The organism is Pseudomonas shirazica, from assembly GCF_015168335.1.
In the GTDB taxonomy this organism is placed as follows: Bacteria; Pseudomonadota; Gammaproteobacteria; order Pseudomonadales; family Pseudomonadaceae; genus Aquipseudomonas; species Aquipseudomonas asiatica.
In genome coordinates this window covers 3,890,232-3,915,273 of record NZ_CP063456.1, presented here as the reverse complement: position 1 = coordinate 3,915,273, position 25,042 = coordinate 3,890,232, and the positions used below count along the sequence as shown (strand labels likewise).

Below are 25,042 nucleotides of genomic sequence, written 5' to 3'. Positions count from 1 at the left end.
ATGTGCTGGAGATAACGACAATGACTTCGGTGTGGCGAACCAGCGGGTGGGTATTGGTGGGGGCAGCGCTGATCCTGGCGCTATCCCTGGGTGTGCGGCACGGCTTCGGCCTGTTCCTGGCGCCTATGAGCGCGGACTTCGGCTGGGGGCGTGAGGTGTTTGCCTTCGCCATTGCCTTGCAGAACCTGATCTGGGGGCTGGCGCAACCGTTCGCCGGCGCCCTGGCCGACCGCATGGGTGCGGCGCGGGTGGTGATCATTGGCGGTATTCTCTACGCTGCCGGGTTGGTGTTGATGGGCATGGCCGACTCGGCCTGGTCGTTGTCGCTGAGTGCCGGCTTGCTGATCGGTATCGGTCTGTCCGGCACCTCGTTCTCGGTCATCCTCGGCGTGGTCGGGCGTGCCGTGCCGGCGGAAAAGCGCAGCATGGCCATGGGCATTGCCAGCGCTGCCGGTTCTTTCGGCCAGTTCGCAATGTTGCCGGGCACTCTCGGCCTTATCCAGTGGCTGGGCTGGTCCGCAGCGTTGCTGGTACTGGGCCTGATGGTGGCGCTGATCGTGCCCTTCGTCGGCCTGCTGCGCGACCGGCCTCTGCCCACTCATGGAGCCGAACAGACCCTGAGCCAGGCTTTGCGCGAGGCTTGCTCGCACTCAGGCTTCTGGTTGCTGGCGCTGGGCTTTTTCGTTTGTGGTTTCCAGGTGGTGTTCATTGGCGTGCATCTGCCGGCCTACCTGGTCGACCAGCATCTGGCCGCGACTACCGGCACCACGGTGCTGGCGCTGGTAGGCCTTTTCAATATCGTCGGTACCTTCACTGCCGGCTGGCTGGGTGGGCGCATGTCCAAGCCGCGCCTGCTGACCGGGTTGTACCTGCTGCGTGCGGTAGTGATCGTGCTGTTCCTCTGGGCGCCGGTGACCGAATTCAGTGCTTATCTGTTCGGCATCGCGATGGGCCTGCTGTGGTTGTCCACGGTGCCGTTGACCAACGGTACCGTTGCCACCGTATTCGGCGTGCGCAACTTGTCCATGCTTGGCGGTATCGTCTTCCTGTTCCACCAGCTGGGTGCCTTCCTGGGCGGTTGGTTGGGCGGGGTGGTGTATGACCGCACCGGCAGCTACGACCTGGTCTGGCAGATTTCCATCCTGCTCAGCCTGCTGGCTGCCGCCCTCAATTGGCCCGTGCGCGAACGCCCGGTTGCCCGCCTGCAGGCCCAGGCCGCATGAACCGCTACCTGGCTCGAGGGCTACTGGCCCTCGCCGCCCTGTCGTTGCTGGCGCTGGTGTGGTGGGGCTGGCACAAGGGCGGGATGGCGTTGATGCAACTGGGCATGAGTGTTTGTTAGGCGCTACCCTGCAAGTTCGAGGATTGTCTTGCGGGAGAAAAGAGTCATGCGTGCACATTGGTTGACGGTGCCGGTGCTGGCCCTGCTTGCCAGCGCATCGAGCTGGGCTGCTGATTGCCCGGCGTTGTTGCAGGGCAGCCTGCCAGAGTTGCGGGGCAAGGGGCAGGTGGACCTGTGCGAGCGCTTTGCCGGCAAGCCCCTGGTGGTGGTGAATACGGCCAGTTACTGCGGTTTCGCGCCGCAGTTCGAGGGGCTTGAAGCGACCTACAAGGAATATCACGGGCAAGGCTTGGAAATGCTTGGCGTGCCGTCCAATGACTTCAAGCAGGAGGACGCCGACAGCGAGAAGACAGCCAAGGTATGTTATGCCAACTATGGCGTTACCTTTACCATGACCAAGACACAGTCGGTGCGGGGGGCGGATGCGATACCGCTGTTCGCGGAGCTGGCAAGCCAGAGCAGTGCGCCGAAGTGGAATTTCTACAAGTACGTGGTGGACCGAAAGGGCAAGGTGATTGATAACTTTTCCAGCCTGACCAAGCCGGATGATCCAGCATTCCGGGCAGCCATCGAAAAGGCCATTGCCTCCCAGCCATAACCTAGCAGCTCTTGCTCTTGCTCTTGCTCTTGCTTTGGCTTTTGCTTCTAAGTGCGCGATAGTGCAGGCGCTGCAGATTGCGACTTCAGGAGGCCGAGCGAAGGGACTGCGGAGGGAGGTGACGGGCATGGATGCCCGTCACCTCCCTCCGCAAGACCTCTGCTCGGCCTCCTGAAGTCGCGAAGATCAAGATCAAGATCAAGATCAAGATCAAGATCAAGATCAAGATCAAGATCAAGATCAAGATCAAGATCAAGATCAAGATCAAGATCAAGATCAAGATCAAGATCAAGATCAAGATCAAGATCAAGATCAAGATCAAGATCAAGATCAAGATCAAGATCAAGATCAAGATCAAGATCAAGATCAAGATCAAGATCAAGATCAAGATCAAGATCAAGATCAAGATCAAGATCAAGAGCAAGAGCAAGAGCAAGAGCAAGAGCAAGAGCAAGAGCAAGAGCAAGAGCAAGAGCAAGAGCAAGAGCAAGAGCAAGAGCAAGAGCAAGAGCAAGAGCAAGAGCAAGAGCAAGAGCAAGAGCAAGAGCAAGAGCAAGAGCAAGAGCAAGAGCAAGAGCAAGAGCAGGGGGCTTGCCTGGGCTTTGGGGTTACTTCACTTTGCATGCACAGTAATCGCCACCAACCGCACCACCACCGGCCTGACCATCAATACACAAACGAACGCCACAGGCATTGCCAATTGGTAAGCCTTCAGCACGTTGCCAAGGTACTCAGGGTTGACCCCCGCATTCGCTGCCGTGATCACGAAACACATCAATAGCGCCATGATCGACGACATGTAAAAGGCAAAAACGTAAGGCGTGGCGGCGGGATGCAATTTGCGTCGGCTGCGTGCCTGGGACAAGTTGCTCATGTGAACTCCTGAAAAGTAAGTAGAGACGCAGGTTAGCAACGCACCTGGCAACAGTTGTAGACCAGTCGTATTGAGTTCTTTATAAAGAGATTCTTACGAATCAAAGGGCTCAGCATGGACCTGCTCAACGCCATTCGCAGCTTCATCAAGGTTGTCGAGGCCGGCAGTATCGCCGCCGGTGCCCGCAACCTGGGCCTGAGCCCGGCTGCGGTCAGCCAGAACCTGGCACGCCTGGAAGGTCACTTACAGGTTCGCCTTCTCAGCCGCACCACCCGCAGCATGGCGCTGACACCCGCCGGTACCCAGTATTACGAACGCGTCAGGCACATCGAGCGCGATCTGGCCATGGCCGAACAGGCTGTCACCACCCCCGACAGTGAACTCCAAGGACGGCTCTGCATTGCTTCGACATCCGCCTTCGGTCGCCATGTCCTGGCACCATTGATACCTGCGTTCAGTGCCCGCTACCCACTGCTTTCGATAGAGTTGGTAACGACTGATCGCCGGGTCAACCACGCGCGGGAGGATGTGGACGTGAGCCTGCGCATTGCCCCGCAACTCGAAGACCAGTTGCTGGCCCGGCATATCGCCCGTATACCGTTCATATGCTGTGCCTCGCCCGGTTACCTGCAAAGCGCCGGCGTGCCGGCCACGCCCGAGGCGTTGCGTGAGCACCGCTGCCTGGTGTTCCGCTACCCGGTGGATGGACGCTTCCTGCGTTGGGGGTTCATGCGCGACGGGCTGCGGTTCGAGGCAGAGTTCGGTAGTGTCCTGATCAGCGACGACATCGATGCCCTGACCCAGATGGCGCTGCACGATGGCGGCATCACCCGCCTTGCCGAGTTCATCGTAAGGCCGCATCTGGATAACGGGGTGCTGGTGCCGTTGTTCGAATACAGCGATAGCGGCCAGGCCTATGCCCAGACCGAACCGATGGATATCTATCTGTGCCTGGCCGACCGCTTTGCCATGACCGCAAAAGTACAGGTGTTCATGGACTACCTGCGCGAATGCCTGGGCGATGACTGGCAGGTGAAGATGTAAAAAAACCGCCACGAGGGCGGTTTTCATGTCACGCGTATGAATCAGAAGCGGTAGGTAAGGGATGCACCAATACCGTGAGCGCTGTTCTCATACTTGGCCTGATAGGTGCCTTTCAGCGCCTGTTGTGTCGGCGAGCCGGACACATTGTTCACCTTGGTATCCTCTTCCCACAGATACGAGTAGGCAACATCGATGGTCATGTCGTCGTTCGGGCTCCAACCGGCACCAAAGCTGACAGCCTTGCGGTCGCCGGTAGGAATGCGTGGCGAGCGATCATGGTTGTTGGTGGGCGACTGGTCGACGGAGAAGCCTGCACGCAGGGTCCACTCCTTGTTCACCTTGTAGGCAGCACCAATGGCGTGTGCCCAGGTGTCATGCCAGTTTTGCTCTTCGGTGATGGTCTGCAGTGGGTAGCCCGCCGGTGCTTCGTTCTTGACAACGATGCTCTCCAGGCGGCTCCAGCGAGTCCAGGTGCTACCCGCATAGAGTGTCCACTGGTCATCCAGTTCATGGGTGATCGAGAAGTCCACCGATTCTGGCGTCTTTATTTTCAGGCTGGCGTCGAATTTGCCGTTCAGGCCGAGGGCTGCAATCGGGTACGACACTCGCGTGTCGCCTTCAAGCTTGTAGTCGACCATCGAGTGATAGGTCAGGCCCAGGCGGGTACGGTCTGTAGCTTGTACGAGGACGCCAATGTTGTAACCGATCGCGGTGTCGTCGCCCTTGATCTTGATTTCGCCATCCGGCCCGTTCGGGCCCAGCAGCGCCTTGCTGGACAGATTCGAGCCCAGTTCACCCTTGATACGGTTGATGGTCGGACCGAAACCGATCGACACCTTGTCGTTGAAGGCATAGCTGATGGTTGGCTGGAAGGTGACGACCTCGACCTTGCTCTTCTTGCCCCAGTAGCGTGCCGCGTCGTCGCTGCCGTAGTCCGTGATCAGGCCGTATGGCACGTAAACGCCGAAACCGACGCTCCAGTGATCATCGATCGGTTTGACGTAATAGCCCATGGGTACACCCACGACCGGGACCATGTCGCCATCGGTTTCCCCCCCGAAATTGCTACCACGACCCGAAATATCAGTTTTGGCAATGACAGCCGCGCCACCCACGGTGACCTGTTCGCGCTTGAGGCGAGACATGCCCGCAGGGTTGCCATACACCGTGCTGGCATCTTCGGCAGAAGACGAACGTCCCGCAAACCCGGTTCCCATGCCGCTGATGCTTTGTTCGTTCAGCGCGAAACCTGCGGCGAGCAGTTGGCTGGAAGCAAGTGCAACGGCTACGCCGAGGGAGGCTTTGAGCATTACTTTTTTCATTATTAGAAAACTCCTTGGGATCTCCGGGGCGAAAAGCTACCAACAAATCACGCGCCGCGCTATAGCCTCAATCGCAGGAGATAGAGCGGTTTTGTAGGACAATCCGACCAAAATTCCCTTTTTTCCGGGTGCGTTGTAGGACGCGTCTTAAGATGCCTGCGGCAATCTCTGATCTATGCAGGTATGCCAGGCGTGTGTGAAGTCGCGCAGGCGACCTTGGGGGTTGAAAATCTGTCGCCAGATTCGCGCAAGTGCGAGAAGGTCATCGGCGGCCGGCAGTGGCGTGGCCTGCTCTTCGATGAGCATCCAGGCAATCGCGGTTGAATAACGCAGGTTGACGGTGAGTTCCAGGTGCGGGCCGCCGAGGAAGGCGTGCTGGCTGGCCAGGCCGCGGACCAGGCTGGCCAGGTCGGGGTCACGGGCAAGATAGTCGTCCCAGATAGCCTGGTGACGGTGTTCGCCAATACGGTACAGACCGTGCCCACGACGGTCGTGCAAGGCCGACCCCAGGGCCGACTGGCTGGCGGCGATGCCAAGCAACAAGGCTTCGGCGCTGGCGCAGTGACGGTTCAGGTAGACCAGGGTGGGTCGGATCACATACTGACACAATTCATTCGCCGCGATACCCATGATGCCCTCGAGCAGTTAAGGGCCGGACGGGCGCTGGAGCTTGGCAGCTGGTGAGTGATCAGGCCCGCCGGAAGCGGCAAGCACCGCTCGAGTTGAAGTGTAGTGTGATAATCGTGGTGTAAAGGGCTGTTTTTAAATCGATTGCTGCCTGACGTACTTGGCTATATGCCTTAAGGCAATTACGCCACGAACGTTCAGGCAGGCTTGCGATGGGATGATTCAGCGCTTGAATACCGCAGCATTCGCCGCTCACGCGGTGAGCGACTGGCGGGTTCGAGCGATGACCGCCTGCAGCGGTTCACTGCGGCTGTACTGTTCAGGGTACAGGCGTTCGGTGTGGCAGGCGACGCCGTGTTCGTCTACCAGGGTGAAGCTGAAGCTGCCTTTGCGAGGGGCAACGATAAGGCACTTCAACGGCGAGAAGGCCTGGGAGAGGGTGCCAATGGCAGCCTGAATCTGATGATGAGTTTGCATATTGTTGGAGGTTCCTGCTTTAAACACGGGAGTTATGATCCGTGCATGATAGAAACGTTCCAGTGACGCCTTTATTAAGGGACGAACGAACCTGACTGGAACAGGGCAGCCAGAGGGAGCGCAATCAAAGGTGGGCGCGTGGGCTGACTGGTAGGTACTTCAGAGGACAGGCAGCACGCCGGGGCCAAGGTTCTAGGCCGTCGGGGTGGGATCCTGATCAATCTGTCACGTGATTCGTGCTTGAACAGCGCAGGGCTGGCGAGTGAATCATCGAATGGGCCGGTCCTGGTTTCAGCAGCGTCACCCTTGGGAGGAGTGTGTCTGCAAGGACGCTTAAGGCCAGAATTGACTTTCAGCTTGGTACTAACGATGCGCACCTTAGCGAAAATACAGGTGCTTGGCAAGGACTTTGTGTTAATACAGGTTAGCCGCGCAGTATGGCGCGTATTTTCCCTGATGGGAAGGGGCTGCAAAAGCCCCGTATCCGGCCTGATGTACCGATTTCGTGCATTCAATTGAAGGTTTTTGGTGCACTTGTTCACATTTGGAGCAGCGCTTGCAACTGCCTTGCAGCATGCGATGACAGCCTCGCCAATGCCTTGACTGGCCGGTTAAGTCAATGAAAAAAAACACTATTTTTAGCTGGTGAAAAAATCGTCAGTTTGAGCGAAAGCCCCAATTCATAGGGGTTTGCGGGGGATGCCAGGGGGTTGTCCACCGAGTTATCCACAGGAACTGTGGATTGTCCCTGGCGCTTGCTCTAGGACGGGCGTGCCAGCAATACAGTGAACTGTCCGACAATCTACATGCTTCAGGAGGCCAGTTGGTCATCCACTTGAAAACGTCAAGAAAAGATCATTGAAAATTTTTTCAATCCTGCAGAAATCGGAAGGCCATGTCGCAAAAAAAAGGGTAGAGTGGCGCGCCTTTCGAGTTGCCAATCCTGTTGCTCATGAAGTTTCGCGGTAAACACCTCGCCAGCCCTGCTGCATCGACGCCTGCGCCTCCCCCCAAACGTTTCTCCCTCAAAGTGGCCTTGTGGCTGCTCGACAACCCGCGCCTGGGTGACAAGCCGCAGGTCAAGCACTTGGCCGGGCGCCTGTTGAAACAGCCGGCGCGTCAGGGTGTGGTAGTGGCGCAAAGCCGCCTGGGACAGATGTTGTGCCGTGATTGCGGCAATGCCCGTGACCGGCGTATTGGCCATGAACTGCTGCGCCAGGCGGCCCGCGCCGGTGATCGGCGCGCGCAACTGGAGTATGCACGGCTGTGCCAGCACAACGAGCCGGAGCAGGCGCGGTACTGGCTGGAGCTGGCGGCAGGGCAAGGGTCGCAGGAAGCACGGCGGCTTTTGCGGCAGTGGTTCCATGCCTGAGGTGTATTGCCAGCACTGGCCTTTTCGCGGGTTTACCCGCGAAGAGGCCGGAACAGGCAACACACCGCTCAGGCTGATAAGCTGCGATGCATTCATCCAGGATCATTCGGGGTAAGCATGACAGTGGATCTGGCCAGCATTCTGCTGGGCTTGGTGGCAGGTGCATTACCTTGCCTGGGTTGGGTCATGCAGGTGCAGCGTCGCCAGGGCACGCGGCAAGGCGAACAGGCTTTGCTCGAAGAGCGCCTCAATGCTGCCCAGCTGGCCCTGGCCGGCTTGCAGGCGCAACTGGACGCCAGCCGCGATGAAATCAGCGATCTCAGCGAAGCCAACACCGTCAAGCAGACCCAGCTGGCCGCCCAGGGCCGTGAGCTGGAACTGCTGCAGATCGACCGTGACAATGCCCGTGATGCCGCTCACGCCTGGAACCTCGAACGTGCCAACCGCGAAGCCGAACTGCGTCGCCTGGAGGCCCAGACCGCACGCCTGGACGCCGAACTGCGCGAGCAGCAGGAAAGCCACCAGCAGCGCCTGGAAGACCTGCAGGAAGCCCGCGACACCCTGCGCGCCCAGTTCGCCGACATGGCTACCAAGATCTTCGACGAGCGCGAGCAGCGCTTCGCCCAGACCAGCCAGCAGCATCTCGGCCAGTTGCTCGACCCGCTCAAGGAGCGCATCCAGGCTTTCGAAAAACGCGTGGAAGAGAGCTACCAGCAGGAAGCCCGCGAGCGCTTCTCGCTGGGCAAGGAGCTGGAGCGCCTGCAGCAACTCAACCTGCGCCTGTCCGACGAAGCCACCAACCTGACCCAGGCGCTGAAGGGCCAGAAAACCCAGGGCAACTGGGGTGAGTTGATCCTCGAACGGGTGTTGGAGCATGCCGGCCTGGAAAAGGGCCGCGAATACCAGACCCAGGTCAGCTTGAAGAGCGCCGATGGCGAGCGCTTCCAGCCTGACGTTCTGATCATGCTGCCCGGCGACAAGCAGGTAGTGGTGGATGCCAAGGTCAGCCTCACCGCCTACCAGCAGTTCGTCGCCGGCAACGACGAGGCTGCGCTCAAGCAGCATGTGCAGTCGCTGCGCAGTCACGTCAAAGGCCTGTCGAGCAAGGACTACAACCGCCTCGAAGGCCTGCACAGCCTGGATTTCGTGCTGCTGTTCGTGCCGATCGAGGCCGCCTTCTCGGCAGCCCTGCAGGCCGAGCCGAACCTGTTCCAGGAAGCCTTCGACCGGCAGATCGTGATCGTCAGCCCGACCACCTTGCTGGCCACCTTGCGGGTGATCGACAGCCTGTGGAAGCAGGAACGCCAGGGCCAGAACGCCCGCGAGATCGCCGAACGCGCCGGCTGGCTGTACGACAAGTTCGTGCTGTTCATCCAGGACCTGGACGAGTTGGGCAGCCGCCTGCAGCAGGTGGACAAGGCCTATGCCGCGGCGCGCAACAAGCTGTGTGAAGGGCGCGGCAACCTGGTCAGCCGCAGCGAACAGCTGAAGCTGCTGGGCGCCCGCGCCAGCAAGAGCCTGCCGGCCGACCTGCTGGAGCGGGCGCTGTCCGATGAGGCGTTGCCGGACGAAGCGCTTACTGAACCAGGTTCAGATGGCGATTGAGCATGGCACGCAGGGCCGCCGGCTTGACCGGCTTGGCCAGGTAGTCCAGGCCAGAGGCATGCACCATGGCGATGGTTTCCTTGCTGCCGTCAGCGCTGATCACCACGCCCGGCACCGGCTCGCCAAGGCGCGCGCGTAGCCAGCCCATCAGCCCGGTACCAGTTTCGCCGTCGTCCAGGTGGTAGTCGACCAGCGCCAGGTGCGGGCGCATGCCCTTGGCCAGCAGAGCTTCGCATTCGGCGCGGTTGCGCGCGGTCCACACCTGGCAACCCCAGCGGCTGAGCAGGCTGTTCATGCCAATCAGGATGCTGTCTTCGTTGTCCACGCACAGTACCTGCAGCCCGGCCAGTGGCTGGCCGCCCTGTTCCACCGGGGCGGCGGGCGCCGGCGCGGCCTGGTGGGCAATTGGTACGCTGACGCGGAACACCGTGCCCTTGCCCGGCCACGAGCGCACTTCCAGCTTGTGCCCCAGCACCCGGCACAGGCCGTCGGCGATCGCCAGGCCCAGGCCCAGGCCCTTCTCGGCGCGGGTCTGGTGGCTGTCCAGGCGCTTGAACTCCTGGAAGATCACCTGCAGCTTGTCGTCGGCGATGCCGGGGCCGCGGTCCCACACTTCAAGCCACAACTGTTCACCCTGGCGCCGTGCGCCCAGCAGGATCGGGCTCTTGCCGTAGCGCAGGGCGTTGGTCAGGAAGTTCTGCAGCACCCGGCGCAGCAGCTTCATGTCACTGTCCACCCGCAGGCGGCTGCCGCGCAGGCGAAATTCCAGGCCCTTCTCGGCGGCCAGCACCTTGAATTCGGCACCCAGGGTGTCGAACAGCTCGTTGAGGGCAAAGGGTTTGGCATCCGGGGTAATCTTGCCGTTTTCAAGGCGTGAGATGTCCAGCAGGTCGCTGATCAGCTCTTCGGCCGAGCGCAGCGAACTGTCCATGTGCTGCACCAGCTGCCGGGCCTCTTCATTCATGCCCTCGGCCTGTTGCGACAAGGCGGCGGAGAACAGCCGGGCCGCGTTCAGCGGCTGCATCAGGTCATGGCTGACCGCAGCCAGGAAACGGGTCTTGGACTGGCTCACCGCTTCGGCACGGCTCTTGGCTTCGGACAACGCCTGGTTCAGTTGCGACAGCTCCTGGGTGCGTTCCGCCACCCGTTGCTCCAGGCGTTCGTTGGCATCGCGCAGGGCCTGCTCGGCCTCACGGAACGGGGTGATGTCGGTGAAGCTCATGACGAAACCGCCGCCCGGCATCGGGTTGCCGATCAGCTCGATCACCCGGCCATTGGGGAACAAGCGCTCGGAGGAGTGCGCACGGCCCTGACGCATCCAGTGCAGGCGACGCGCCACGTGCACCTGCGCCTCGCCCGGTCCGCACAGGCCACGCTCGGCGTTGTAGCGGATGATGTCGGCGATCGGCCGGCCCACGCTGATCAGCCCGTCGGGGTAGTTGAACAGTTCCAGGTAACGGCGGTTCCAGGCCACCAGGTGCAGGTTCTGGTCGACCACGCTGATGCCCTGGTTGATGTTCTCGATTGCCCCTTGCAGCAGGGCGCGGTTGAACTGCAGCACCTCGCTGGCTTCGTCGGCGATACGCACCACGTCTTCCAGCTGCATGTCGCGGCCTTCGATGGCGGCCTTGACCACGGCGCGGGTCGACGAGGTGCCGAGTACGCCGGCCAGCAGGCGTTCGGTATGTTCGATCCAGTCGCCGTCGGCGTTCTGGTTGGGGTTGAAGCCCTTGCCCTGGCGGTAGGCGAAGCGGATGAAGCTCTGCCGGGCGCGTTCTTCACCAACGAAGCGCGAGGCCAGGGTCAGCAGGTCGTCGATCTGCACCGCCAGCAGCGGCTTGCTGCTGGGCCTGGCGCTGGTCTGCTGGCCGATGAAGCGGCCGGCCTGCCAATGCTCGGAAACCCGCGTGCGCGAAAGCACCGAGACCCAGGCGAACAGAGTGAAGTTGCCCGCCAGCGACAGCACGACACCCTGGGTCAGTGGGCTGATCGGCAGGTCAAGCGGGTTGCCGTGCAGCCACGCCAACCCTGGGAACAGCTGCAGCGACCAGCCCACGCTATGCGCGGCAATCGGCAGCACCAGGGTGTAGAACCACAGGAAAATACCTGCGGCCAGGCCGGCGAACACACCGCGGCGGTTGGCCTGTTTCCAGTACAGCGCACCAAGCATGGCCGGTGTCAGTTGGGTCACGGCAGCGAAGGCGATCTGGCCGATGGTCGCCAGGCTGGCGGTGGAGCCCAGCAGGCGGTAGCTGACATACGCCAGCAGCAGGATCACCACGATGGTCACCCGGCGTACAGAGAGCATCCAGTGGCGGAATGCCTCGAACGGCCGCTCGGCGTTGGTACGGCGCAGCAGCCAGGGCAGCAGCATGTCGTTGGAGACCATGGTCGACAGCGCCACGGCCTCGACGATGACCATGCCCGTGGCCGCCGATGCACCACCGATGAATGCCAGCAGGGCCAGGCTCGGGTGTGCCTCGGCCAGAGGAAGGCTGATGACGAACGAATCGGAGATCACCGTGCCCGGCAGCAGCATCTGCCCGGCCAGGGCGATCGGCACCACAAACAATGCGGCGAGCGCCAGGTACATCGGGAATACCCAGCGCGCCAGGCGCATGTCCTGGGGTTCGATGTTCTCCACCACGGTGACGTGGAATTGCCGTGGCAGGCAGATGATCGCCATCATCGCCACGGCGGTCTGCACCACCATCGACGGCCAATTGATGGTCTCCTGCCAATAGTCCTGAAGGTGGATCGACTGGCGGGCCTGGCTGAACAGGTCGTCGAAGCCGTCATACAGGTTGAAGACGACAAAGATGCCCACGGCGAGGAAGGCCAGCAGCTTGATCAGTGATTCGAAGGCAATCGCCAGGACCATGCCACGGTGGTGTTCGGTCACGTCCAGGCTGCGGGTACCGAAGACGATGGCGAACAGTGCCAGCACCAGGGATACAACCAGTGCGGTGTCCTGTACGCGGGTGCCGGTGGCGTCGGCGTTGGCGCCGATCAGCAGGTTCACCCCCAGCACGATGCCCTTGAGTTGCAAGGCGATGTACGGCAGCACGCCGACCAGGCAGATGAGCGCCACAACCACCGCCAGGGACTGCGACTTGCCATAGCGCGCGGCGATGAAGTCGGCAATCGAGGTGATGTTCTGTTGCTTGCTGATCAGCACCATCTTCTGCAGCACCCAGGGCGCGAAGATCAGCAGCAGCACCGGGCCCAGGTAAATCGGCAGGAATGCCCAGAGCTGTTCGGCGGCCTGGCCGACCGCGCCGAAGAAGGTCCAGCTGGTGCAGTACACGGCCAGCGACAGGCTGTACACCCAGGCACGCAGCTTCGGCGGCAACGGCGTGCTGCGGCGGTCGCCGTAGAAGGCGATGGCGAACATGATGGCCATATAGGCCAGGGCGACCACGGCGATCAGCCCGCTGGACAACGACATGAAGACTCCGAAGCAAAAAGATAACGCGGTCCCGATCAATCAGTCTGGCACGCAGGTGCCGCTTCGTCAGCGCAGACGATGGTTGTAGGAGCGAGCTTGCTCGCGAAGAGGCCGATACAGCCAACATCAGTTACTGCGGGTACCCAGCCAATAAAACACCCCCGCCAGTATCACCGACAACACCAGCAGGTAGAAGATCGCCCCCGGCCACAGATGTACCAGGGCAAACCCCACCATCACCGGCCCCAGCGCCGCACCGAGGTTGGACAGGTTCTGCGCGCCGTAATACACCCCACGCAAGTGCTCCGGCGCGATCAGGTCGATGAACATGTACTCGGCCGGGATCACGATGATCTCGCCCAGGGTGAACACCAGCATCGCCAGGCACCACGCCAGCGCCGAACCGGCCAGGGCGAAGCCCAGCAGCCCGGCGATGAACAGGCCCATGCCGGCCAGCAGCCAGGGCATCAGGCGCTGGCGGCTGATGCGGCGGCCGATCAGGTACTGCAGGGCAATCACCGTCACCGCGTTGGTGGTCACCAGGTAACCGATCAGGCGCGCCGCCTCGGCCGGGCTGCTGGTTACCACCAGGTATTGCGACAGGTAGGCAGTGAACTGGCCGAATACTACCGCGCTCAGCACCCCGCCCAGGGTGAAGCATATCAGCCGTCGGTCACGGGCCAGACCCAGCGCCACCTGGCCAAAGCCGACCCCGGGTTTGTCCGGCACACTGGCCTGCAGGCCGCGGTCCCCCAGGCGCCAGTAGGTCAGGCACATACCCAGGCCGAGCAGGGCGGAGGCAATGAACGGCATATGGTCGTTCAGCTCCAGCATGGCCACGCCCAGCAGCGGGCCGGCGGCGTAGCCGACGTTGCTGAGGGTGTACTTGATGGCGAACACTTCGGCCCGTGCCTCCACCGGTAGCAATGCGCAGAAGCCCGCCTTGGCAGCGATGTCGACCACTGCCAGGGCCAGGTTGATCAGCACCAGGCAGATAAAGAACAGCAGCGCCGAGTTGCTGGCGACCGCGCCGACGAAAGCCAGGGCAAACAGCAGGGTGCTGGCGCTGACCAGGGTGTGGTTGCGCAAGGTATCCACAAGGTGGCCGCCATACAGGCTCAGCAGCGAGGCGATGATCAGCGCACCACCGATCAGCAGGCCGATCTGGCTGATCGGCAGCTGGAAGTTGTCAGCCAGGTACACCACCAGGTAGGGCAGGGTAAGGGCACGGGCGACGGTGAGGGTGAAGGTAGTGCCGAGCAGCAGGCGCACGGTGTGCGGGTAGCGTTTGATGGCGGCGAGCATTGCCACGTCCTTGTTGTGGAATAGCCGAATCGGAGCATATGACAAATGGGGGCTGCTCTGCAGCCCATCGCCGGCAAGCCAGCTCCCACCTCGACCGCATTGATCTCAAGCCATGTGCGGTACCTGTGGGAGCCGGCTTGCCGGCGATGAGGCCGGGACAGGCTTGCTACAGAATCACCGCGCTTGCCAGTCAGTGCATTTCCCATGCAGATTTGTGGCTTGTCGCGCCCTGCGCGCCTCCAATTGAAAAGCCCTCAGGACCAAGGACGATGAGTCACTCCTCGCAATTCACCTTGCTCGGCAAGCGGCGTTTCCTGCCGTTTTTCATCACCCAGTCGCTGGGTGCCTTCAACGACAACCTGTTCAAGCAGTCGCTGATCCTGGCGATCCTGTTCAAGCTCAGCCTGGGCGACGGCGACCGTTCGATCTGGGTCAACCTGTGCGCCCTGCTGTTCATCCTGCCGTTCTTCCTGTTCTCTGCGCTGGGCGGGCAGTTTGGCGAGAAGTTCGCCAAGGATGCGCTGATCCGGGCCATCAAGCTGGCCGAGATCGCGATCATGGCGGTAGGCGCGCTCGGTTTCATCACCAACCACCTGGCGCTGATGCTGGTGGCGCTATTCGGCATGGGGACCCACTCGGCGCTGTTCGGCCCGGTGAAGTACTCGATCCTGCCGCAGGCCCTGCGCGAGGAAGAACTGGTCGGCGGCAACGGGCTGGTGGAAACCGGTACCTTCCTGGCCATCCTCGCCGGCACGATCGGCGCCGGGGTGATGATGTCGGCCGACAGCTATGCCACCGTGGTGGCTGGTGGCGTGGTCGGCACCGCCGTGCTCGGTTACCTGGCCAGCCGCTGGATCCCGCGGGCCGCTGCCGCTTCACCGCAAATGCCGCTGGACTGGAACATCTTCAGGCAGTCGTGGGCGATCCTGCGCATGGGCCTGGGGCAGCCGCCGGCGGTGTCGCGCTCGATCGTCGGCAACTCGTGGTTCTGGTTTGTCGGTGCCATCTACCTCACGCAGATCCCGGCCTACGCCAAGGACTGGCTGCACGGTGATGGCACGGTGGTGACACTGGTGCTGACCCTGTTCTCGGTGGGGATCGCCCTGGGTTCGCTGCTGTGCGAGCGGCTGAGCGGGCGCAAGGTGGAAATCGGCCTGGTGCCGTTCGGCTCGTTCGGCCTGAGCCTGTTCGGCCTGCTTTGGTGGTGGCACTCCGGCGATGTGCCGGCTGCGGCGGCCCCGCACGACTGGCTGGCGCTGTTGGGCATGGGCCAGGCCTGGTGGATCCTGCTGTCGATCGTCGGCCTTGGGGTGTTCGGCGGCTTCTACATCGTACCGCTGTATGCACTGATCCAGGCCCGCACCGCCGAAGACCAGCGCGCCCGGGTGATCGCGGCCAACAACATCCTCAATGCCTTGTTCATGGTGGTGTCGGCAGTGCTCACCATCATCCTGCTGGGCCTGGCCGAGCTGACCATCCCGCAACTGTTCCTGGTGGTGTCGCTGCTCAATATCGCGGTCAACGCCTATATCTTCAGGATCGTGCCCGAGTTCACCATGCGCTTCCTGATCTGGCTGCTCAGCCATTCGATGTACCGCGTGCAGCACCGCGACCTCGAACGCATCCCCGACGAAGGCGCGGCGCTGCTGGTTTGCAACCACGTGTCGTTCGTCGATGCGCTGCTGCTGGGCGGGGCGATTCGCCGGCCGATCCGCTTCGTCATGTACTACAAGATCTACAACTTGCCGGTACTCAACTTCGTGTTCCGCACCGCAGGCGCCATCCCGATTGCCGGGCGCAACGAAGACCTGGCCATCTACGAACGTGCTTTCGCGCGCATTGCCGAGTACCTGGCCGATGGCGAGCTGGTATGCATCTTCCCTGAAGGCAAGCTGACCGGGGATGGCGAAATCGACGTGTTCAAGGGCGGCGTCAACCGCATCCTCGAGGAAACCCCGGTGCCGGTCATTCCGTTGGCCTTGCAGGGGCTGTGGGGCAGCTTCTTCAGTCGTGACCCGGCCAAGGGCTTTTTCAAGCGCCTGTGGTCGCGGGTGACCATCGTGGCAGGCGCCGCCATCCCGGTGGAGGCGGCGCAGCCAGAAGCCTTGCGTGAGCAGGTCAGCCGCCTGCGCGGCAACCTGCGCTAGGGGAGGGCGTCAGCTGGCGCTGACTTTCAGGCCGACCAGGCCGGTAATGATCAGCGCCACGCTAACCAGGCGTACCAGGGCCATGGACTCGCCGAACAGGATGATGCCGGCGATCACCGTGCCGACGGCGCCGACGCCGGTCCATATGGCATAGGCGGTACCCAGCGGCAACTCTTTCATGGCCAGGCCCAGCAGGCCTAGGCTGATGGCCATGGCGGCGACGGTGAGGACGGTGGGCAGTGGTTTGCTGAAGCCGTCGGTGTATTTCAGGCCGACGGCCCAGCCGACCTCGAACAGGCCGGCGAAGAACAGGATGATCCAGGACATGGTGCGTCTCCATCGTTGTGAATGATGGGGCCGTCCCCGGAATGGTCACGCTGTGCGTCGTGAGGTCGTCCTCACAGTGGATACATGGTGCACACCTGCAGCCCTAGGGGCAAGCCTGTACCGGCCTCTTCGCGGGTAAACCCGCTCCTACAGGGATCTCCACAATTTTCAGACCTGTGCAGTACCTGTGGGAGCACCCGCGAAGGGGCCAGTTCAGGCAACTTCAATGCCTGGCCAGCTCCCCACCTTCGGCTTCTGCCACAGGGTCCCCCATACGCCGGAACCAGGTAGACAGCAGCGCCCCGGAAATATTGTGCCAAACGCTGAACAACGCACTCGGCACCGCAGCCAGCGGCGAAAAATGCGCCGCTGCCAGTGCTGCGCCCAGCCCGGAGTTCTGCATGCCCACCTCCAGCGCCAGCGACTTGCGCTGTGCCAGTGGCAGCTTGCACAGCCTGCCGGTCAGGTACCCCAGCAAGTAGCCGAAGCTGTTGTGCAATATCACCACCGCCATGATCAGCAGCCCTGATTCGGCGATCTTCGCCTGGCTGGCCGCCACCACCGCGCACACGATCATCACGATACTCACCACCGACACCAGCGGCAGTACCTGCACCGCCGCCTGCACCCGCGCGCCAAGCAGCCGCTGGGCCAGTACGCCGAGCACGATCGGCAGCATCACCAACTGCAGGATCGACCAGAACATGTCCATGAAGGACACAGGCAGCCAGGCCGAGGCCAGGAACCAGATCAGCGCCGGGGTCAGCAGCGGGGCGAGCAGGGTGGTGACCGCAGCGATGGCCACCGCCAGCGCCAGGTCGCCGCGTGACAGCCAGACCATCACGTTCGATGCCGTGCCGCTCGGGCAGCAGCCAACCAGGATCACGCCCACGGCGATTTCTGGTGGCAGGTGGAACAGCTGGCACAGCAGCCAGGCCATGCCCGGCATGATCACGAAGTGCGCGACCACCCCCAGCATCACCCGCCAGGGCTGGCGGGCGAGGGCGGCGAAGTCATCGAGCTTGAGGGTGAGGCCCATGCCGAACATCACCAGGCCCAGCAGCGGCACGATGGCCACCTTCAGGGCGATGAACCATTGCGGTTGCAGGAAGGCCATTACGGCGAACACCAGCACCCACAGGGCGAAGGTATTGCCGACGAAGCGGCTGAGGGTGGCGAGGGCACGCATGGGGGGCAATTCCTTTTTGTTTTATCGCTTCAAGAATTTCACTGGCCTCTTCGCGGGCTTGCCCGCTCCCACAGGTACACCACAGTACTCAGAAGCTGTGGTGTACCTGTGGGAGCGGGCAAGCCCGCGAAAGGGCCAGTACGGTCTGAGGATATCTCCCAGGCCAGCACCGGCATTTCAAAACCAGTCAGACCCCTTGCGGAATCTCTTCTCCACCCAGCGCCTCGAACAGCACCGGCAGGAATTCGGCAAAGGTCATCATCATCAACTGGAAGCTGGCATCGAACTGTTGCGCAGCCTCATCGCCACCATCCTGTTCGGCCTGCTCCTGCAGCAGCTCTTCGAACTTCAGGCGCTTGATCACCATCTTGTCATCCAGAATGAACGACAGCTTGTCCTGCCAGGCCAGGGCCAGCTGGGTGACCACCTTGCCAGTGCTCAGGTGCAGCTGAATTTCCTCGCCGGTCAGGTCCTGGCGCTTGCAGCGCACGATGCCGCCGTCTTCGGCAGTGTCGCGCAGTTCGCACTCGTCCAGCACATAGAAGCCTTCGGCAGCTTCCTGCGACTTGACCCACTCGGTCATGGTGGCAACCGGGGCGATTTTCACGGTGGCCGGGCGCACCGGCAGCGAGCCCATCACTTCACGCAAGGTCGACAGCAGGTCTTCGGCACGCTTGGCGCTGGCCGAGTTGACCAGGATCACGCCCAGGCGCGGGGCGATGGCGGCGAAGATCATCGAGCGGCGGATGAACGCGCGCGGCAGGAAGGCCTGGATTATCTCGTCCTTGATCTGGTCGCGTTCCTTTTTATAGACCTTGCGCATCTGCTCGGTCTCGATCTCTTCGACCTTTTCCTTCACCGCGTCGTTGACCACGCTGCTGGGCAGGATGCGTTCCTCCTTGCGCGCGGCAATCAGCAGGTACTCGCCGCTGACATGCACCAGGGGAGCGTCTTCGCCCTTGCCGAATGGCGCGACGAAACCATAGGTGGTCAGCTCCTGGCTGGCGCAGGGGCGGGCCGGCTTGCTGGCCAGGGCCGCTTCCAGCGCTTCAGGCTCGAACGGGACTTCCTGGGTCAGACGGTAGGTCAGCAGGTTCTTGAACCACATGAGGGGCAATCTCTTCTTAATGCATAAGGCGGGCATTATTCTCCGAGCGGTGCTCTCAGGCCAACCCTGTCGGAGTGCCAGTAGCTGTAGCTGAATGTAAAGATGCACGTGGCAACGCTAGGTCTTTGAAAGGTCTGAGGTTTTTTTTGAAAAAAGTTAAAAAAGTGCTTGCCAGGGTACGGGGTCGTCCGTAGAATGCGCGCCACACCGAGACGAAGGGTGATTAGCTCAGCCGGGAGAGCATCTGCCTTACAAGCAGAGGGTCGGCGGTTCGATCCCGTCATCACCCACCACTCGATGTTTAGCGCAGCGGTAGTTCAGTCGGTTAGAATACCGGCCTGTCACGCCGGGGGTCGCGGGTTCGAGTCCCGTCCGCTGCGCCATATTTCACTTCCAGGGCCTACTGAACACCCTGAAGTAACAGAGAAAGCGACCTCAGGGTCGCTTTTTTTGTGCCTGCGATTTGGTGTTTTCGCGAAATCTGCAAAAAGTTTGATAAGTGCTTGCCAGAGCGCCAAGTCGCCCGTAGAATGCGCGCCACACCGAGAGACATGGGTGATTAGCTCAGCCGGGAGAGCATCTGCCTTACAAGCAGAGGGTCGGCGGTTCGATCCCGTCATCACCCACCACTCGATGTTTAGCGCAGCGGTAGTTCAGTCGGTTAGAATACCGGCCTGTCACGCCGGGGGTCGCGGGTTCGAGTCCCGTCCGCTGCGCCATATTCCACTTCCAGGGCCTACTGAACACCCGGAAGTAACAGAGAAAGCGACCTTAGGGTCGCTTTTTTTGTTTCTGCATTGAGCAAAAAACTATCTTGTATTGCCTGTCAGGGCCTCATCGCCGGCAAGCCAGCTCCCACCTCGACCGCATTGATCTCAAGCCATACGCTATCCCTGTGGGAGCTGGCTTGCCGGCGAATGGGCTGCAAAGCAGCCCCGGCAATCTCAGCGGCGACGCTCTTCTTCCCGTAAGGTCAGCACCTCGACCCCATCCTCGTTCACCGCCACGGTATGCTCCCACTGCGCTGACAAGCTGTGGTCGCGGGTAATCACCGTCCAGCCATCCTTCAGCGTGCGCGTCCCGCGTCCGCCCTGGTTGATCATCGGTTCGATGGTAAACACCATCCCCGGCTTCAACTTCAGGCCCATCCCGCGCTGGCCAATGTGCAGCACCTCGGGCCCTTCATGCATCTGCTGGCCAATGCCATGCCCGCAATACTCACGTACGACGCTGTAGCCCGCCGCTTCGGCATGGGTCTGGATGGCATGGCCGATATCACCCAGCGTAGCCCCGGGGCGTACCTGTTCGATGCCTTTCCATAGCGCGTCATAGGTGGTGTCGACCAGGCGCTGCGCCTCATCGCTGATCGGCCCGATGCTGTACATCTTCGACGAGTCGGCGATATAGCCGCCTTGTTCCAGGGTGATGTCGACGTTGATGATCGAGCCTTCTTTCAGCACTTCATCGACCTTGGGCATGCCATGGCACACCACATGGTCCACCGAGGTGTTGAGCGCATAGGGGAAACCATACTGGCCCTTGCTCGCCGGGCGGGCCTTGAGCGTGCCGACGATGAACGCCTCGGCGCGGTCGTTGATCTGCATGGTGGTTACGCCGGGGCGGATGAAGCTGTCGAGGTCGGCGAACACCTGGGCAAGCAGCTGGCCGGCGCGGCGCATCAGGTCGAGTTGGGCGGGGGTCTTGATAATCACCTGGGACATGGGGGGAGGGCAGTGGCTCATGCTGGAATGTGCCCCAGCATAGCGCCATGGGGTGCGGGGTTGCCATCGCATGGTGCACAGCCTGTACCGGCCTCTTCGCGGGCACGCCCGCTCCCACCGGTGCAGCACCGCCCTCAGGCCTTGCGATATCCCTGTGGGAGCGGGCATGCCCGCGAAAGGGGCGGCACAGCTGGCCCATAAATTGCTGTTTCACCTCCATCCAGGGCTATCAACGTCGACAGCCCACAAAACTTCACGACAAAGGCGCCGTGTTGCCCCGCTTGCCCAGCAAGCAGGGGCAGCCGGCGCCTTTTTGCGTTCCCTACAGGAGCCCGCCCATGGCCAACAGCGAAGTGCGCAGCGTCTGCCCCTACTGCGGCGTCGGTTGCGGCATCGTCATGAGCGTCGCCGATGGCAAGGTCGGCAAGATCAGCGGCGACAAGCAGCACCCCAGCAACTTCGGCCGCCTGTGCACCAAAGGCCTCACCGCACACCTGCCGCTGACCGCCGCCGGGCGTATGGAGGATGCCTATGTGCGCCAGCAGCGCAGCCAGCAGCCAGCGCGTACCGGTATCGACCAGGCCATCGCCGCCGCCGCTGCGCGCCTGCGCGGCATCATCGACCAGCACGGCCCCGACGCCGTGGCGCTGTACGTGTCCGGGCAGATGTCGCTGGAGGCGCAGTACCTGGCCAACAAGCTGGCCAAGGGCTTTATCCGCACCCGCCACATCGAGTCCAACTCGCGCCTGTGCATGGCCAGTGCCGGCAGCGGCTACAAGCTGTCGCTCGGTGCCGATGGCCCGCCCGGCAGCTACCAGGACTTCGAGCACGCCGACGTATTCCTGGTGATCGGCGCCAACATGGCCGATTGTCACCCGATCCTGTTCCTGCGCCTGCTCGATCGGGTCAAGGCGGGGGCCAAGCTGATCGTCGTCGATCCGCGGCGCAGCGCCACCGCCGACAAGGCCGACCTGTTCCTGCAGGTGCGTCCCGGCAGCGACATGGCCTTGCTCAACGGCCTGCTGCACCTGCTGCTGCGTAACGGCCACACCGACCCCGACTTCATCGCCCGCCACACCGAAGGCTGGGACGAACTGCCGGCCTTTCTCGATGACTACACCCCTGACCGGGTGGCAGCCGTCACGGGGCTGGCCGAGGCCGACATCATCAAGGCCGCCGAATGGATCGGCAGCGCCAGCAACTGGATGAGCTGCTGGACCATGGGCCTGAACCAGAGCATCCACGGCACCTGGCACACCAATGCGATCTGCAACCTGCACCTGGCCACGGGCGCGATCTGCCGCCCGGGCAGCGGTCCGTTCTCGCTGACCGGCCAACCCAATGCCATGGGCGGCCGCGAGATGGGCTACATGGGCCCCGGCCTGCCAGGTCAGCGTTCGGCGCTGCTAGCGCAAGACCGAGCCTTCGTCGAGCAGCAGTGGCAACTGGCCCCGGGCAGCCTGCGCAACGAAGGCGGCGAGGGCACGGTGGCGCTGTTCGAGCAGATGAAAAGCGGCGCGGTAAAGGCCTGCTGGGTCATCTGCAGCAACCCGGTGGCCAGTGTCGCCAACCGCCAGCAGGTGATCGACGGCCTGCGCCAGGCCGAACTGGTAATTACCCAGGATGCCTTCCTCGACACCGAGACCAACCGCTACGCCGACATCCTGCTACCGGCTGCACTTTGGGCCGAAGGCGAGGGCGTGATGATCAACAGCGAGCGTAACCTCACCCTAATGCCACGTGCCGTCGAACCGCCCGGGCAGAGCCTGCCAGACTGGCAGATCATCGCCCGGGTCGCCTGCGCCATGGGCTATGCCGACGCCTTTGACTACCCCGATGCCGAGGCGGTGTACGAGGAGATCCGCCGCTTTCACAACCCAACCACCGGCTACGACCTGCGGGGCATCGGCTATGCCGAACTGCGCGAGCAGCCGCACCAGTGGCCCTGCGCCCCGGGCCGCGACAACCCGCGCAGCCCGCTGCGCTATCGCAACGACGGCAGCAGCCAGACGCTGTTGCGCGATGCCCAGGGCGAGTGCCCGGTGTTGGCCTTCCCGACCGCCAGCGGCAAGGCCCGCTTCTTCGCCCGGCCCTGGTTGCCGGCGGCGGAGCTGCCGGATGCCGATTACCCCATGGTGCTGAATACCGGCCGCGTGCAGCACCAGTGGCACACCCTGACCAAGACCGGCAAGGTAGCGGCGCTGAACAAGCTGGAGCCCGGCCCCTTCGTGGAAATCCACCGCGACGATGCTGCCCGGCTGGGCATTGCCGAAAAGGACCAGGTGGCCATTCGCTCGCGCCGCGGGCAGGCCGTGCTGCCCGCGCGAATCAGCGACCGGGTCATGCCGGGCAACTGCTTCGCCCCGTTCCACTGGAACGACCTGATTGGCGAGCAACTGGCGATCAACGCCGTGACCTGCGATGCGGTCGACCCGCTGTCGCTGCAGCCGGCGTTCAAGCATTGTGCCGTGACCCTGGAGCGGATTGCCGGTGAGCGCATCGAAGCCCTTGATCTGAACACTGCCAATCCGGAGCCTGCCCGCATGCCGACCGCCACCCTGTCCCGTCTGCTTGGCCTGGACACCCTGCCAGCTCCGGTGCTGGCCGAGGAAGAGCGCCATTACCTGCAAGGCTTTCTGCTGGGCCTGGACCAGGCTCGCGCCGAGGGCGTGCCCTGTCTGCCGGCCAGTGCGCCGCTGGCCGCCAACCGCCGGTTGTTCGTCGATGGCTTGCTGGCCGGGCTGTTCGCCCAGCCGGCGGTGCTGCCCGATGCGGCGTTGATGGCACCACGGCACCAGGTGCTGTGGGCTTCGCAAACCGGCAACGGCGAGCTGTTGGCCGAACGCTGTGCCGAGCGCCTGCGCGGTGCCGGCCTCGACGTGCAGCTCAGCTGCATGGAAGCGGTCAGCCCGCGCCAGCTGCAGGGCGCCGCCAGCGTGGTGCTGATCGCCAGCACCTTTGGCGATGGTGACGCGCCCGACAGCGCAGCGGCATTCTGGCAAGCCTTGCAGGGCGAGGAGGGCGCCCACTGCGCCGAACTGCCTTTTGCCGTGCTGGCCCTGGGCGACTCCAGTTACGACCAGTTCTGCGGCTTTGGCCGCAAACTCGACCAACGCCTGGCCGAGCTGGGCGGGCGGCGCCTGCTGCAGCGGGTGGACTGCGAGCCGGACTTCGACGACGCCTTCGCCGCCTGGCTGGATGCGCTGCTGCCCACGCTAAGCAGCGCTGCTGCACCGCAACCGGTCACCGAGCCTGCGCCCGTGGCGGCCTATGGCAAGCAGCAACCCTGGGCTGCCACCTTGCTGGAAAACCGCCTGCTGAACGGCCCGGGTGCTACCAAGGAAACCCGTCAACTGGTGTTCGACCTCAGCGGCAGCGGCTTCACCTATGCCGCCGGTGATGCCCTGGGCGTGTGGCCGCGTAACTGTCCCGCCCTGGTCGACGAGCTGCTGGCGCTGATACAGCTCGATGGCCAGACCATGGTCGAACTGAAAGGCCAGCCCGCCATGCCGCTGACCGAAGCCCTGCAAGCGCACCTGGAAATCGCCAAGGTCACCACGCAGCAGCTGCAGGCCTTCGCCGGCAATGCCCCGGACCTGCATCGCCTGCTGCAGCCCGAGTGCAAGGCCGAGCTGCAGGACTGGTTGTGGGGGCGGCAACTGGTCGATGTGCTGCGCGCCTTCCCCCAGCAACTGCCGCTGGCCAGCTGGCTGGAGCTGCTCAAGCCCTTGCAGCCGCGCCTGTACTCGATCAGCTCCAGCCCGCTGGCGCACCCGCAGCAGGTGCACCTGACCGTGTCCACGGTGCGCTATGGCGCGCGCAAAGGGGTGTGTTCAAGCTTCCTTGCCGACCGTGCGCAGGCGCTGAAGGTTGCCATCTTCCCGCAGGTGTCGAAGCACTTTCGCCTGCCCGAGGACGACAGCGTGCCGGTGATCATGGTCGGCCCCGGCACCGGCATTGCGCCGTTCAGGGCCTTTCTCGAAGAACGAGAGGCACGTGGGGCGAAAGGGGCTAACTGGCTGTTCTTTGGCGAGCAGTACGCGGCCACCGATTTCTATTACCAGGAGCAGCTACAGGCCTGGCAGGCTGCAGGGCACTTGCGCCTGGACACAGCGTTCTCGCGCGACCAGGCCGAGAAGGTCTACGTGCAGCAGCGCATGCTCGAGCACGGCGCGCAGTTGTGGCAGTGGCTGGAGGCGGGCGCGTACTTCTATGTGTGTGGCGATGCGCAGCGCATGGCCAAGGATGTGGATGCGGCGTTGCGGGTCATCGTCGCCGAGCATGGCAGCATGGATGCAGCGGCGGCTGCGGCTTATGTCGAAGCGCTGGGCAGGGCCAAGCGGTATCGGCGGGATGTGTATTGATGTGCTCCAAGATGGGGAGTGATGCACTTGGAATGTGCATTTGCTGTACTTGCCTCTTCGCGGGCACGCCCGCTCCTACAGGTACTGCACAGGTCTGAATAAACGTGGAGAACCCTGTAGGAGCGGGCGTGCCCGCGAAGAGGCCGGTACAGGAAACAGGGTTGGCACACTC

At 62.7% G+C, this 25,042-nt stretch carries 19 protein-coding genes and 4 tRNA genes; 13 read left to right on the top strand and 10 right to left on the bottom strand.

The genetic code is table 11. The annotated features are described in order from the left end of the window. The first annotated feature begins 20 nt into the window (after positions 1 to 20). The 4 genes from IMX18_RS18065 to IMX18_RS18055 all read left to right on the top strand — a co-directional run bounded on the left by IMX18_RS18065 (position 21) and on the right by IMX18_RS18055 (position 2,647). Positions 21 to 1,223 (top strand): MFS transporter, encoded by a 1,203-nt coding sequence (locus IMX18_RS18065; RefSeq protein WP_015269253.1) that lies wholly within the window; start codon positions 21 to 23, stop codon positions 1,221 to 1,223. Then, positions 1,220 to 1,342 carry a hypothetical protein gene (locus tag IMX18_RS28240; protein WP_013971388.1) on the top strand — a complete coding sequence of 41 codons (123 nt, stop codon included), beginning with the start codon at positions 1,220 to 1,222 and terminating at the stop codon, positions 1,340 to 1,342. The genes IMX18_RS18065 and IMX18_RS28240 overlap by 4 nt, the downstream gene beginning before the upstream one ends. Positions 1,343 to 1,388: 46 nt before the next feature. Next, the gene (locus IMX18_RS18060; protein ID WP_015269254.1) at positions 1,389 to 1,940 is read left to right on the top strand and encodes a glutathione peroxidase; all 552 of its coding nucleotides are present in this window, start codon (positions 1,389 to 1,391) and stop codon (positions 1,938 to 1,940) included. A 131-nt stretch (positions 1,941 to 2,071) separates the two neighbouring features. After that, positions 2,072 to 2,647, top strand: a complete 576-nt coding sequence (locus IMX18_RS18055; RefSeq protein WP_223175425.1) for a hypothetical protein — start codon at positions 2,072 to 2,074, stop codon at positions 2,645 to 2,647. On the opposite strand, the gene IMX18_RS18050 is transcribed toward IMX18_RS18055, so the two are convergent. Continuing rightward, positions 2,554 to 2,814: a DUF2798 domain-containing protein gene (locus IMX18_RS18050; RefSeq protein WP_061303109.1), complete on the bottom strand. Its 261-nt coding sequence runs from the start codon at positions 2,812 to 2,814 to the stop codon at positions 2,554 to 2,556. The two genes, IMX18_RS18055 and IMX18_RS18050, sit on opposite strands and share 94 nt — an antisense overlap. 114 nt (positions 2,815 to 2,928) lie before the next feature. On the opposite strand from IMX18_RS18050, the gene IMX18_RS18045 reads away from it, so the two are divergent. Beyond that, complete coding sequence (locus tag IMX18_RS18045; RefSeq protein WP_217190918.1) at positions 2,929 to 3,858, top strand: LysR family transcriptional regulator; 930 nt, start codon at positions 2,929 to 2,931, stop codon at positions 3,856 to 3,858. Positions 3,859 to 3,899: 41 nt separating this feature from the next. Here the strand turns inward: IMX18_RS18045 and IMX18_RS18040 are convergent, their stop codons facing one another. The 3 genes from IMX18_RS18040 to IMX18_RS18030 form a co-directional block, all read right to left on the bottom strand. Beyond that, complete coding sequence (locus IMX18_RS18040; protein ID WP_013971392.1) at positions 3,900 to 5,180, bottom strand: OmpP1/FadL family transporter; 1,281 nt, start codon at positions 5,178 to 5,180, stop codon at positions 3,900 to 3,902. Between the two features lie 147 nt (positions 5,181 to 5,327). Further along, on the bottom strand, positions 5,328 to 5,810 hold the full coding sequence (locus IMX18_RS18035) for a hypothetical protein (RefSeq protein WP_003257336.1): 483 nt from the start codon (positions 5,808 to 5,810) through the stop codon (positions 5,328 to 5,330). 249 nt (positions 5,811 to 6,059) lie between these two features. Continuing rightward, positions 6,060 to 6,284: a hypothetical protein gene (locus IMX18_RS18030; RefSeq protein ID WP_003257337.1), complete on the bottom strand. Its 225-nt coding sequence runs from the start codon at positions 6,282 to 6,284 to the stop codon at positions 6,060 to 6,062. A 952-nt stretch (positions 6,285 to 7,236) separates the two neighbouring features. Between IMX18_RS18030 and IMX18_RS18025 the strand changes: the two genes are divergently transcribed. Further along, positions 7,237 to 7,656 carry a tetratricopeptide repeat protein gene (locus IMX18_RS18025; protein ID WP_024086418.1) on the top strand — a complete coding sequence of 140 codons (420 nt, stop codon included), beginning with the start codon at positions 7,237 to 7,239 and terminating at the stop codon, positions 7,654 to 7,656. 231 nt (positions 7,657 to 7,887) lie between these two features. After that, positions 7,888 to 9,261, top strand: coding sequence for a DNA recombination protein RmuC (locus IMX18_RS18020; RefSeq protein ID WP_161551463.1), 1,374 nt, complete (start codon positions 7,888 to 7,890; stop codon positions 9,259 to 9,261). Here the strand turns inward: IMX18_RS18020 and IMX18_RS18015 are convergent. Together IMX18_RS18015 and IMX18_RS18010 are read right to left on the bottom strand one after the other, a co-directional pair. Continuing rightward, complete coding sequence (locus IMX18_RS18015) at positions 9,233 to 12,709, bottom strand: hybrid sensor histidine kinase/response regulator (protein ID WP_054572789.1); 3,477 nt, start codon at positions 12,707 to 12,709, stop codon at positions 9,233 to 9,235. The genes IMX18_RS18020 and IMX18_RS18015 overlap by 29 nt on opposite strands. Before the next feature lie 126 nt (positions 12,710 to 12,835). Next, positions 12,836 to 14,014, bottom strand: a complete 1,179-nt coding sequence (locus IMX18_RS18010; protein ID WP_015269261.1) for an MFS transporter — start codon at positions 14,012 to 14,014, stop codon at positions 12,836 to 12,838. Positions 14,015 to 14,283: 269 nt separating this feature from the next. Between IMX18_RS18010 and IMX18_RS18005 the strand changes: the two genes are divergently transcribed. Continuing rightward, positions 14,284 to 16,161 carry an MFS transporter gene (locus IMX18_RS18005; RefSeq protein ID WP_015269262.1) on the top strand — a complete coding sequence of 626 codons (1,878 nt, stop codon included), beginning with the start codon at positions 14,284 to 14,286 and terminating at the stop codon, positions 16,159 to 16,161. 9 nt (positions 16,162 to 16,170) lie between these two features. Here the strand turns inward: IMX18_RS18005 and sugE are convergent, their stop codons facing one another. The 3 genes from sugE to rdgC all read right to left on the bottom strand — a co-directional run bounded on the left by sugE (position 16,171) and on the right by rdgC (position 18,785). Then, positions 16,171 to 16,488 (bottom strand): quaternary ammonium compound efflux SMR transporter SugE, encoded by a 318-nt coding sequence (gene sugE / locus IMX18_RS18000; protein ID WP_009686221.1) that lies wholly within the window; start codon positions 16,486 to 16,488, stop codon positions 16,171 to 16,173. Between the two features lie 223 nt (positions 16,489 to 16,711). After that, on the bottom strand, positions 16,712 to 17,677 hold the full coding sequence (locus IMX18_RS17995) for a bile acid:sodium symporter family protein (RefSeq protein ID WP_015269263.1): 966 nt from the start codon (positions 17,675 to 17,677) through the stop codon (positions 16,712 to 16,714). A 187-nt stretch (positions 17,678 to 17,864) separates the two neighbouring features. Then, a complete protein-coding gene (gene rdgC / locus IMX18_RS17990; RefSeq protein WP_013971401.1) occupies positions 17,865 to 18,785 on the bottom strand; it encodes a recombination-associated protein RdgC in 921 nt (306 codons plus the stop codon). Between the two features lie 217 nt (positions 18,786 to 19,002). Here rdgC and IMX18_RS17985 point away from each other — a divergent pair. From IMX18_RS17985 to IMX18_RS17970, 4 genes are all read left to right on the top strand, one after another. Continuing rightward, positions 19,003 to 19,078 (top strand) — tRNA-Val (locus tag IMX18_RS17985). 13 nt (positions 19,079 to 19,091) lie between these two features. Next, a tRNA-Asp gene (locus IMX18_RS17980) sits at positions 19,092 to 19,168 on the top strand. Positions 19,169 to 19,338: 170 nt separating this feature from the next. After that, positions 19,339 to 19,414: transfer RNA gene (locus IMX18_RS17975), tRNA-Val, on the top strand. A 13-nt stretch (positions 19,415 to 19,427) separates the two neighbouring features. Continuing rightward, positions 19,428 to 19,504, top strand: a tRNA-Asp gene (locus tag IMX18_RS17970). Between the two features lie 225 nt (positions 19,505 to 19,729). Here the strand turns inward: IMX18_RS17970 and map are convergent. After that, positions 19,730 to 20,578 (bottom strand): type I methionyl aminopeptidase, encoded by an 849-nt coding sequence (gene map / locus IMX18_RS17965; protein ID WP_080604847.1) that lies wholly within the window; start codon positions 20,576 to 20,578, stop codon positions 19,730 to 19,732. A 266-nt stretch (positions 20,579 to 20,844) separates the two neighbouring features. Between map and IMX18_RS17960 the strand changes: the two genes are divergently transcribed. After that, the gene (locus IMX18_RS17960) at positions 20,845 to 24,870 is read left to right on the top strand and encodes a bifunctional nitrate reductase/sulfite reductase flavoprotein subunit alpha (RefSeq protein WP_102085111.1); all 4,026 of its coding nucleotides are present in this window, start codon (positions 20,845 to 20,847) and stop codon (positions 24,868 to 24,870) included. The last annotated feature ends 172 nt before the right edge of the window (positions 24,871 to 25,042 follow it).